We start from the raw sequence: 11,280 nt of genomic DNA, 5'->3' as shown, positions 1-11,280 counted from the left end.
GTTACATCGGCCGGTGTGTACTTGTCGAAGGTAGCCGCGGTCGGATTGATGCTGCTGTTCTGCGGTGTGCTGTCAGTCGGCTCTACTTCCACCGTTACCGTCACTGCTTTGGCAGGCATGGTAAAGGTGTATGTCGCACCTGGTGTTACTTCTGTTGTGGCGACTGCCTGGTTATCCGCACCCTTTACCGTGATGGATTTAAACTGTTTGCCGGCTTCGATATTGGCAATGGTTACGGTTACGGTCTCGCCTGCTGCCGCAGTTGTTTTGTCTGCGGTTACACCAGCTGTCCCGCCTACTACTGAGGCTACGGTTACGGCGTATTTGGTCGGCGTGCTTGATCCGCCGCCACCGCCTCCGCCACCTCCGGTCGTGGTTGTGGATGTGGTTGTCGGGGTGCCGTCCACTTTTGCAATCTGATTTTTGACCTGATCGTAGTTTTGAATGATATCGTTTGCTTTTACGCCTTGGGGAAGGACAAGGTTCTCAATTTTGCTTCCGGTCTTGATGTCCAGCTTGACGTCCTTGTTTGCCACTTCGAGCTTTTCAATTTTCGCGTTCAGCTCTACCTTGCCAGTTTCCCCCTGCACGGTCACTTTCGGGATGGTAATGCCCGCATCCGCCGTAATAGTCGAATTTGACGTGACCGTAATCTCTCCAATAGCGGTATTTCCTTTTAGTTCTACACGTACATCTTCCTTACTGATCGCAACATCTCCCAGAGCGGCGTTTTCGAATACAATCGTATTCGGGTCGCCGCCCTTGATTACGGTCTTGCCTGCAACTTTCAGGTTGTTGGAATAGAAATCGTTTTGCAGTTCTTTCCCGATCTCAAAGTTTCCGGCAACGGTTAAGTTCTTGAGCGTGACATAGTTGGCGCTGACCTTTACGTCCCCGTCAATCGTGCCGTTGTTTCCGTCCAGAGCCAGATTTCCGCTGAATTCCTGGCTGCCCGCGGCAGCCGGTGTTCCGCCGGTTGTAAGCTCCAGGTAGGCGATTTTGGCAAGAACGCGATTCTCGGCTTCAAACTTGATTTTTGCGTTTTTAAGGATTGCAGCGTTCTTTTGATTCAAAATTCCTTTCACGCGATCCGCCACTTGATACGTTGTCCCGTTGATGGTAACGGCATTGTCCGCCACGCTTTCAATTACGGCATATGCCCCCACTTTTTCCGCCAGTCTGACCGCCACAGCCGCAATTTCCTGACGCTGCACCTTGTTTAGGGGGTTGAAGTTTGTCCCATCCCCTTTCATCAATCCCAATTCAATTGCAGCCTGCACAACGTCTTTCGCCCAATCGCTGATCCTATCCTTGTCAGCCACGGTCAGGTTGGCGCCCTTCCCTCTGGCGTCGCCTTTGACTGCCCGAACGAGAACAGCCGCCAATTCTTCACGGGTAATTTGGTCGTTTGGATGGAAGGAACCGTCTTCGTAACCGAACATCAGCCCCGCTTTATGTACGGCTTCAATCGCCTGGAAGCCCCAGTCGGCAGAAGAAACATCGGAGAATGAAGATGTGGTTGGTTCGAGGTTCAGTTTGAGGACTCTTGTCAAAATCGCCGCCACTTCCTGCCGGGTGACAGTGTCCAACGGGCGGAATTTGCCGTCCGGGTCACCGCTGACCAATCCGAGCAGTTTTGCTTTTACAATCGCTTCCTGCGCCCAGGCACCCGCAAGATTCAGGTCGTTAAAATACCCCCCCCCCGTATTTTTTTCTGCAACAGTGGCTGCTTCGTTCGCGGACGATGCCAGTACCGCAGTCGGCGCCAATGAAGTGGACAGCGCCAATGTGGCAGCCAATGCTTTGCTGATTTTCCTCATAAAATCCTCCCCCACTCGCATAAAATTTTCGGCGTCTTATGCACACCCCGGTCGATTTTCCTTACCACCCCCAAGCGCAGGTGACAAATTCCTGCAAATTATGTCAGAATGGGTAGAAATAAATTTCTTTGTAAAATTTTACTTGTCGGTGAACAATTGGTCAATAGATACTTTGGTAAAATATTCGTAAAATTTATTGGGGTGCATGGTTTCCGTACGCAAAAAAGAGAGTGATTGTCCACTCTCTTGTCTTCTCCTGTCGACTGGGTTGTGTTCGGTTCAGTGCCGAATCGGAGAGGCATTCCGGCTGCCATGTTCCTACGAAATCCGGTCCAGCCAGATCCGCTTCATGCGCTCTATATAAAAAGGGTATTTCGCATCCCCGACATCGGTCTGCACGATCTCCCGTTCACACGAAACGCAAATAAACTGCTCCCGGATCCGGATGCCCTCCGTTTTCGGTTGTCTGCACACGATACAAACGGGCGCATGTTGAGTCTCGCTCACCAGCATCACCACTTTCCGACTCTTTCATCTAGCATCAGTGTAGGGCAAATTTTCCGGTTTTTATACCCTATCCTATGAAAAAGCCGGCCAGTGGGTGAAGGCGGTCAGGCCAAGATCCACAACTGGATCGCTATCAAAGCCGCCAGCCCCGGTACGCCGAGCAATCCTGCCAACAACGCCGTCAGCGGATTGATCGGGATATGAAGTTGAATGTATTGCCCCGCCAGATTCAACAGATACAATCCGATCACCCCAAACAAAAGGGCTTTGCCGATGCCGGCCAGCAGGGCGCCCTGCTGGCCAATCACCCGGAACAACAGATAAACCGCCGCCAATCCGCCCAAGGCCCATCCCGCGATTTGAAGCGTGCTCATCCTTCCCCCTCCTTGTCCTACTCCATCCTATGACGGATTCAGACAAGCTATGACCGCTTTTTTCGGGTTTTACAGATACGGGTTTTCGTGTTTCGCTTTCAAGCGCCGCCAGCGGCGTTCCACTTCGTCTTCAAACGCTTTGAGGGATTCCGCGTATTCGGGACGCAGCAGATGTTTCGTTTTGCCCATCATTTTCAGCCATTCCGACACGGGAACGCGTTTTCCTTTTTCCTCCGGGTCATAGGTGATTTTCGTAACCCCGTGCTCCACTTCATACAACGGGAAGAAGCAGGTGTTCACGGCGTTGGCGACGATCCTGTTGCCGGCTTCGTCGGCCGCTTTCCAGTTGAGCGGACAGGAGATCAGGATTTTGCCGTAGGCCATCCCTTCGTTTTTCGCGTACCATTGAGCCTTCGCCGCTTTCTTGATCAGGTCCTGCGGGAACGCCTCCGTGCCTGTGAACACATACGGGATATTGGTGGCCGCCATGATTTGCGGCGTATCTTTGTGATGGAACGGTTTCCCGCCCTGTTTGCCGCCGACATTGGACGTGGACGTCATGTGCCCCAGCGGGGTCGAATAGGACAACTGGGCGCCGGTGTTCATATAGCCCTCGTTGTCGTATTCCAGAATGATCATTTTATGGTTGCGGAGAGCCGCGCCGATGGAGGGACCCATCCCGATATCCATGCCGCCGTCGCCGGTAATCATGATAAACGTGATATCGTCGCTCACTTCCAGTTCGCCGCGGCGTTTGCGCTCCCAGAACATTTCGACCACACCGGAAAGCGTTGCGGCGCCGTTTTGGAACAGGTTGTGGATATACGTCACTTTGTGCGAAGAATACGGATACCCTGTTGTGACGACCATCGCGCAGCCGGTATGATAGAGAACCACCACATCTCCCTCGATTCCCTTGAAGAAGGTTTCGAGACCGGGGAAGATTCCGCAGCCGGGGCATGCGCCGTGACCCGGAGCAATCCTCTTCGCTTTTGCCGTCAATGCGCGCAGCGGCGGGATCTTGACTTTCAGTTCGCCTGTTTGTTCATCCTTTGTCACTGTCACAAAACCGGTGGTTTCCTCTTTCGTCAGCGGCTTCAAGACCCGCTTCGGAGCCAGTTCCGCCTTGCCGGGCGTATGGCCAAAGTAATCGAACAACTTGACGTCTTTGCCGTTCATGGCGTCCATGCACATTTGGAAAAACGCTTCCGCGTCGTCCGCGTAGAAATCTTTTCCGCCAAGGCCGTACACGCGGGAAAGAACGAGCGTATCCGCCTTGATTTCCTGCAGAGCGGCTTTCACTTCATGCGTCAGGTTTGCGCCATGCCCGCCGTATGAGTCTGCCCGCTCGCCGACCAAAACCACCCTGACGTTTTTCAACGCTTCCTGAATCGCCTGTTTCGGGAACGGCCGGATGATATTCGGCGCAATCACGCCAGCTTTCACTCCCTGTTTGCGGAGCTTGTCGGCCACATCCTTCGCCGTGTCGCTTGCGGAATTGAGCAGAAACACCGCCACTTCCGCGTCATCCATCCGGTACAGGTCAAGCAGACCGTATTTGCGGCCGGAGATTTTCGCGTATTCTTCCGCCACTTCGAGGAATACCCTTTCCGCGTTGTACATGGCGACCGACTGCTGATACTTGTTGTTGATAAAGTCGGGATCGTTCATGTACGGGCCGATCGTTACAGGATTCGATGTATCCAAAGAATCGACATAGCCTTTCGGAGTGGGGCCGACAAAATTTTGCACGATTTCCCGGTTGCCGAAATACTGAACGCGGCGCTTTTGGTGGGAAGTGAAGAACCCGTCCGAAGCGACGATCACCGGCAAGCGGACTTCGGCATGTTCCGCGACGCGTAAAGCCATAATGTTCATGTCATAGACCGCCTGCGGGTCTTTCGCCAACAGAATCGGCCATCCCACGTTCAAAGCGTAATACAAATCCGAATGGTCGCCGCGGATGTCAAGCGGCCCGGACACGGAACGGGTTACCAGATTCAGCACCATCGGAAAACGGGTTCCCGATTGCACCGGCAATTGTTCCAGCATGTACAAAAATCCGTTTGCGGAAGTAGCGTTAAACACGCGCCCGCCGGCAGTGGCCGCCCCGTAACAAATCCCGGCCGAACCGTGCTCGCCGTCAGCCGCAATCAGCACGATGTCGTGCTCGCCTTCCGTTTTCATCTCATCGAGATATTCGGCGATTTCGGTGGAAGGGGTGATGGGGAAATACCCCATGATATGATAATTGATTTGGGCAGCCGCTCGGGCCGCCATTTCGTTTCCGGAACGAAAATCGACGACTTGATCGACACCGGCAGTTGTCGGGGCCGGGTGTGTTTGCAGATCCTTCTCTTTCAAAGCCATGAGAAACCCTCCTTATCCCTCTCCGCTTGAATCAGGCAATGTTAAACTTGTGTTTCACTTGGTGTTTTGCCGCATAATTGTCGACTTCACGCAGCGTCGTCAGCGCTTCCGTCGGACATGCTTCCACACACTTCTGGCATCCTTTGCAGTATTGATAGTCGATTCCTTGCAGGAACTGGTGCACGTTGCCTTTTTTGTCGACTTCCGGCGCCCAAACGAAGCAAAAATCGGGGCAAACCTGATCGCAAGCCGCGCAGTGAATGCAGACTTCCCGGTTAAACGCCGGCAAAAATCCCTGCCGCGAAGCGCTGAGGTCTTTCAGGATCGAGTTGCCGGGATTTGTGATGGTCCCGCCCATCGGTTGGGTTTCATAGCCGAGCACCGGCAAAGGACGAACAAAAGGTTGCGGTTTTGCGCCCGGCTGCGGTTCGTATTTTTTGACCGTAATTTCCGTATAGCCGCGGTCAAACGTGCGGAGGTTTGATTCCACCAGCGCCGGATATTTTTTCGCAAACGTGTCCCGGATGATCGCCTTGACCGCTTCCGGATCGAGAAAATCGACTTCCCGGCACAGCGCTCCCAACATTGCCGTATTGACGCGGGTTTTCTCTTCAACCGCGATGCCAAGCGCATCGACACAGACGACGGTTCCCGTCTCAAGACCGGACAGTTCCCGGATTTCGTCGGGGGTTTTTGTCGTGTTCACCACCAGAATCCCGTCTGCCTGCAAGCCGGAAATGCAGTTTTGGGTTTTCAGCAAAGCTTCGTGGAACACGCCCACCACATGCGGTTCTTCAATCGGAGAGGCTGCGCGCATGTTGGTGTCCGGATCGGAAAACCGGATAAAGGCTTTCACGGGCGACCCTTTTTTCTCCGAACCGTAAGAGGAAAAATTGGACCCGTTCAGCCCGAGATTGACGACCCCGGCTTCCGCCAGCATCTTGCCGGCAAGATTAGCTCCCAAACCCCCGATCGATTCCAGTCGAATCTCAAACAATCCCAATTCGTTCTTTTTGGTCAGTTTTGTTTGTGTCAACACTTCTAACCCCTCCTTGATGCCGATGCTGTTTCCGGAATCAAAACAACCCTCGGATTCGATTGCTACAGATTCTATAACAGATGATAACTGTCTGGTTCTGTTTTGGTACAGATCGACAAAACCCTTTAAAAATAGCGTTTTACGTCGGCTGGATCGACTGATTGATCTGTTTTTTATAAGTATAACAGCTATAAAAAATTATTACAACAGGAGTTTGCGGGATACTAGAAAATTTTTTCAATAGGTGCAGACGCCAACAAAAAAGACGCGCCGGCACGCGTCCCTCACATCGCTCGCGGATATGGAATGTCGATTCGATATCCCTTTTCCCGAGCCCTCCGCAAGTAGAAACTGTATTTTTTCTCAGCCGCTTCCAACACGTAAATCGCATGGTCAATCAGTTCGGGATCGGTCAGCAAATCGATTCTCTGCCGGGCCAGCACCCATTCTTTATGCGCCTCCCGCAGTTCCGTAAAAAACTTTTCCTCTTCCGTGGGTTCCCGCTGGCCGTCCGCATCCAGCCAAGTCTTCCACTTGTTCCAAAACGTATTCCCGCTCATCCTTTTCACCTACCACTCTATGAACACCGTGACAGTAGAGTATAAGCGGGCTCGGGCAAAAATATGCCACCGATTTTACGGCCATACCCGTTAATGAATGTTGCGCTTTTTAAACTGTCCGCCTCTCACTTCCGCGATCGTGCCGATCGCAAGAAACGCGGACGGGTCTACCTCTTCGACAATGGATTTCAGCTTCGCTTCTTCGAGGCGGGTGATCACGCAGAAAACGACTTTTTTGTCATCCCCGGTGTATCCGCCTTCGCCGTTCAAGTATGTTACGCCGCGTCCCAAACGGGCAAGAATCGTTTCCCCGATTTCTCTGTAGTTTTCGCTTATGATCCAAACCGATTTGGATTCCTGGAAACCTTCGATGGTAAGATCGATCATCTTAAACGCGATATAATACGCGATCAGCGAATACATCGCCCGATCCCAGCCGAACACGAACCCGGCGCTTCCAAGGATGAAGATATTGAAAAACATCACGGTTTCGCCAACGGAAAAGGGGGTTTTCTTGTTCACCATGATCGCCACGATCTCGGTGCCGTCCAAAGATCCTCCGTAACGGATCACCATTCCGACGCCCATTCCCAAAATGATGCCTCCAAATACGGCAGCGAGCAGCGGATCTTCCGTCAAACTTGGCACCGGGTGCAAAAGCTGCGTTCCGACCGACATGACAGTTACCCCGAACAACGTGGATAAAGCAAACGTCTTTCCGATTTGTTTATAACCGATCAGCAAAAACGGCAAATTGAGAAAGAACAGAAAAAGACCGATTGCCGCCCCCGACAAGTGCGAAAGAATGATAGAGATCCCGACGATTCCGCCGTCGATAATGCGGTTTGGGATCAGAAAAATTTCAAGTCCCACCGAAACGAAAACAGCTCCAACGAAAATGAACAGAATCCTTTTTAAAATTCTGGTTAAGGTCTTGGCTTTCGATTGCGGAATTCTTTTGGGTTCCGCTTTGAATCCGTCCATTTTCTTCCTCCTTCAAAAAATCACCGCTTTTGCAACAAACGGTGATTTTCAGCCTCTCCCCATCAACGTTTATAGCGGAACAAGCTAGATTTCGCGGCGGCCTTCCAACGCCTTGGAGAGCGTCACTTCATCGGCGTACTCCAAGTCGCCGCCAACCGGCAACCCGTGTGCAATGCGGGTGATCTTGATCCCCGCGGGTTTCAACAGACGGGAGATATACATCGCCGTGGCCTCCCCTTCGACATTGGGATTGGTGGCCAGAATCACCTCATTTACGTTCACGTCCGTGTCCTGCAGCCGGCGGAGCAATTCCGGAATCCGGATTTGGTCCGGCCCGATTCCTTCCATCGGGGAAATCGCCCCGTGCAGCACGTGATACAGGCCGTTAAATTCCCTCGTTTTTTCCATTGCGACGACATCCTTGGCGTCCTGCACGACGCACAAGAGCTCTTTGTCCCGTGACTCGTCGCTGCAAATCCGGCAAGGGTCCACATCCGTAATGTTGCAGCATTGCGAACAATAATGAAGGTGCCGCTTGGCGTTGACCAGCGCTTTGGCAAATTGCATGACGTCTTCCTCTTTCATATTCAGCACGTGAAAAGCGAGACGTTGCGCGGTTTTCGGGCCGATTCCGGGAAGAAGCATAAATCCGTCGATCAGATCGGCAATCGGCTGCGGATAGTACAACATGCTGTTTCTCCTCTACCTGCGATTCTAGAATGGAAGGTTGAATCCTTTCGTAAAATGGCCCAGTTCGTTTTGTGTCAGTTCGTCCGCTTTTTTCATGGCATCGTTGACGGCGGCCAGAATCAGGTCCTGCAGCATCTCGACATCTTCCGAATCCACCACTTCCGGTTGAATCGTGATCGACTTCAAGACCTTATGCCCGGTGACAACAGCTTTTACGGCACCGCCTCCCGCCGTTCCTTCCACCGTTTTTTCGCCAAGCGCCTCCTGCGCTTTCATGAGCTGCTCCTGCATTTTCTTTGCCTGTTTCATCAATTGGTTCATGTTTTTCATCCGGTTCACCCCTAATCTTCAATTTCCACGAGTTCTCGGCCAAACAAGCCGATCACTTCGTCGACAAGATCGTCTTCCGACGCACTTGCCAATTCTGCCGTACTTTGTTGTTTGTAGTTTTGCCACTCGGATTGCAGCACCGCCATCAGGGAAGACGGCTCGCCCAAGTACTCCGACAGAACCTCGTCAATCACCGATTTGTGAATCGGTTTCATCACCGTATCGCGATGAATTTGATTCTTAAACGCGACAATTACATGTCCGGCGCCGGCAGCTACCGGTTCTCCGTCCAACAGCCAGGCCTGGGCGGTGATTTTTCGCCGTTTCACTTCGTCAAGGATTTGATTCCATCCCTTCGCGATCTGCTGGAACAGCACCTGATCGGAATTTTGCAGCAGCTTGTTCAATGAACGGGAGGTTGCAGCGGGCTTGGTTTCCGGCAACGCCGGGCGGGCGGGCGGTTTTTCAACAGATTCGCTCCGTCGCGGTGCGGGAGCCGATCCGGCGTTTGCATTGCCGGGCGCGGCCGGTTGTTTGGTTGCGGACGGCAGCGGGAACGTTCCTTCCGCAAGCTTGCGCTCCAGTTCCTCGATCCGGCGGATCAGGTCTTTCACATCGGCCGGTTCCGTTTTGCAAAGCCTCACCAGCAGCATTTCCAACAAAAGCCGCCCCTGGTTGTGCCACTTCATTTCTTGCGCGGTGGCGGTCATCTGGTCAATCATCGAAATCAACCGGGATTCGCTGAACAAGTCGGCCGTTTGCGGAAACGCCTTGTCATACAGAACCCGATCCTGGATTTCCTCCAGACCCGGAACGGTTTTGTACATTAGGAGATCCCGAAAATATATCGTGAGATCGTGCAGGATCTGCCCGGGGTCTTTTCCGTCTTCGATCAGATTTCCCGCGATCCGGAGAACTTGCTGAACCTCTTTGCCGGCAATCGAACGTGCCAGCTCGGCCAGGACATCGCCCCGGACTCCACCGACCAAAGCGACAATCGAGTCCGCCGTGACTTTGTCTCCGCCAAACGAGATCACCTGGTCAAAAATCGACAGCGCGTCCCGCATGCCGCCTTCAGCGGCGCGAGCGACCATCCACAACGCATCGTCATCCACCGCAATCTGTTTTTGGTTTGCGATATACCGCAACCGCTCCACGGTCTGACGGCCGGAAATCCTCCGGAAATCAAACCGCTGGCAGCGCGAAACAATGGTGGCCGGAAGCTTGTGCGGTTCGGTTGTCGCCAATATAAACACTACATGCAGAGGCGGCTCTTCCAATGTTTTTAACAAGGCGTTGAACGCTTCCGTGGTCAGCATGTGAACTTCATCGACAATATATACTTTATAACGGATTTCCGTAGGCGCATATTTCACCTGCTCCCTCAGATCGCGGATTTCATCGACCCCGCGGTTGGAAGCGGCGTCGATTTCCACGACGTCCATAATGGAGCCTGCGGTGATTCCGCGACAGGCCGCACATTCGTTGCAGGGCTCATCCGTGGGACCGTGCTCGCAATTGATCGCTTTTGCAAAAATTTTCGCCGCACTGGTTTTCCCCGTCCCTCTCGGACCGGAGAACAGGTACGCATGCGCGAACCGCTTTGTGCGAAGCGCATTCTGCAGCGTTCGGGTCACGTGCTCTTGCCCGACCATTTCTGAAAAGGATTGCGGACGCCATTCCCGGTACAAGGCAATGTACGACATGCGACCCCTCCTATGAGCATACTATCTATAGATTACCATATACGGACTCGCGAACAAAAGGAAATAAAACTTGAAACGAAAAAACCGCCCTTCTTGTGTAAGGACGGTTTCCAATCGCCATGCCAACCTGTTCGCATCGACCGCTCAGCCCATACGGGCCATCCGTTCACCCGGACGGCAACGTTTGTGAAAGCCATTAGCTCAGGCCAGGCACCCCTGCGGCACACGAAAAGATTCCCTTAGTGCTGCTTCCGTCAGGACCTGACACGGTTCAGGAGTTTTCGTCGCACAGGACCCGGCCTGAGTTAATGGTTCTCGGACATGGCGGATTCACATGTTGTTCTTCACAAAATTATTTCGTTTTGCGGCGTTCCCGAAAAAACTCCTTCAGTATCATACCACACTCCTCCGCCAGGATGCCAGAGGTAAGTTGTGGTCGGTGATTGAACCGGTCCGTTTCGATCAGATTGACGATCGAACCGGCAGCCCCGAATTTTGGTTCTTTGGCGCCAAACACCACCTCGTCAACGCGTGACAACAGAATTGCTCCGGCGCACATCGGACAGGGTTCCAGCGTAACGTACAGCTTGCACCCCGCAAGCCGCCATCCGCCCAGGGTCCGGCTCGCCTCGCGAAGCGCCAGCATTTCCGCATGGGCGGTGGGATCCTTCCATGTTTCCCGCATGTTATGCCCGCGACCAATGATCTGTCCGTTGCGCACCACCACGGCGCCAATCGGCACTTCTCCCCACTCCGCCGCTTTTTTCGCTTCCGCAAGCGCTTCCCGCATGAAGATCTCGTGTTCCAATTCCGGTCACCACCCTAACCCTTCAAACGACAGGATTTAAATTGCCATAGCACTGAAAAGAGGATTTCGCCCCCGCAAGCAAGAAATATGCG

General features: G+C 53.0%; 11 protein-coding genes and 1 other RNA gene. All 12 read right to left on the bottom strand.

Translation table 11 applies throughout. The annotated features are described in order from the left end of the window. Nucleotides 1–1,820 (bottom strand): S-layer homology domain-containing protein (locus tag AC4ED1_RS11235; RefSeq protein ID WP_490938595.1); only part of this gene is annotated, 1,820 nt, incomplete at its 3' end. Nucleotides 1,821–2,138: 318 nt separating this feature from the next. Further along, nucleotides 2,139–2,327 (bottom strand): sigma factor G inhibitor Gin, encoded by a 189-nt coding sequence (locus AC4ED1_RS11230; RefSeq protein ID WP_490938593.1) that lies wholly within the window; start codon nucleotides 2,325–2,327, stop codon nucleotides 2,139–2,141. 104 nt (nucleotides 2,328–2,431) lie between these two features. Continuing rightward, entirely contained in the window at nucleotides 2,432–2,701 is a 270-nt protein-coding gene (locus AC4ED1_RS11225; protein ID WP_490938591.1) for a pro-sigmaK processing inhibitor BofA family protein, read from the bottom strand. A gap of 69 nt (nucleotides 2,702–2,770) precedes the next feature. Continuing rightward, entirely contained in the window at nucleotides 2,771–5,071 is a 2,301-nt protein-coding gene (locus tag AC4ED1_RS11220) for a transketolase C-terminal domain-containing protein (protein WP_490938589.1), read from the bottom strand. A 31-nt stretch (nucleotides 5,072–5,102) separates the two neighbouring features. After that, entirely contained in the window at nucleotides 5,103–6,110 is a 1,008-nt protein-coding gene (locus AC4ED1_RS11215; RefSeq protein WP_490938587.1) for a 2-oxoacid:acceptor oxidoreductase family protein, read from the bottom strand. Between the two features lie 284 nt (nucleotides 6,111–6,394). Next, nucleotides 6,395–6,670 carry a DUF2508 family protein gene (locus tag AC4ED1_RS11210; protein ID WP_490938585.1) on the bottom strand — a complete coding sequence of 92 codons (276 nt, stop codon included), beginning with the start codon at nucleotides 6,668–6,670 and terminating at the stop codon, nucleotides 6,395–6,397. A 90-nt stretch (nucleotides 6,671–6,760) separates the two neighbouring features. Then, complete coding sequence (locus AC4ED1_RS11205; RefSeq protein WP_490938583.1) at nucleotides 6,761–7,654, bottom strand: YitT family protein; 894 nt, start codon at nucleotides 7,652–7,654, stop codon at nucleotides 6,761–6,763. 84 nt (nucleotides 7,655–7,738) lie between these two features. After that, complete coding sequence (gene recR / locus AC4ED1_RS11200; RefSeq protein WP_490938603.1) at nucleotides 7,739–8,341, bottom strand: recombination mediator RecR; 603 nt, start codon at nucleotides 8,339–8,341, stop codon at nucleotides 7,739–7,741. Nucleotides 8,342–8,368: 27 nt separating this feature from the next. Next, entirely contained in the window at nucleotides 8,369–8,674 is a 306-nt protein-coding gene (locus AC4ED1_RS11195) for a YbaB/EbfC family nucleoid-associated protein (protein ID WP_490938581.1), read from the bottom strand. An 11-nt stretch (nucleotides 8,675–8,685) separates the two neighbouring features. Next, complete coding sequence (dnaX, locus tag AC4ED1_RS11190) at nucleotides 8,686–10,380, bottom strand: DNA polymerase III subunit gamma/tau (protein ID WP_490938579.1); 1,695 nt, start codon at nucleotides 10,378–10,380, stop codon at nucleotides 8,686–8,688. 184 nt (nucleotides 10,381–10,564) lie between these two features. Continuing rightward, an RNA gene (ffs, locus tag AC4ED1_RS11185) (signal recognition particle sRNA large type) lies at nucleotides 10,565–10,730 on the bottom strand. A gap of 2 nt (nucleotides 10,731–10,732) precedes the next feature. Further along, nucleotides 10,733–11,188 carry a tRNA adenosine(34) deaminase TadA gene (gene tadA / locus AC4ED1_RS11180; RefSeq protein ID WP_490938577.1) on the bottom strand — a complete coding sequence of 152 codons (456 nt, stop codon included), beginning with the start codon at nucleotides 11,186–11,188 and terminating at the stop codon, nucleotides 10,733–10,735. Nucleotides 11,189–11,280: the final 92 nt, after the last annotated feature.

It is taken from the genome of Effusibacillus sp. SKA8, from assembly GCF_058273125.1.
This window is presented reverse-complemented; position numbering and strand designations above follow the sequence as displayed.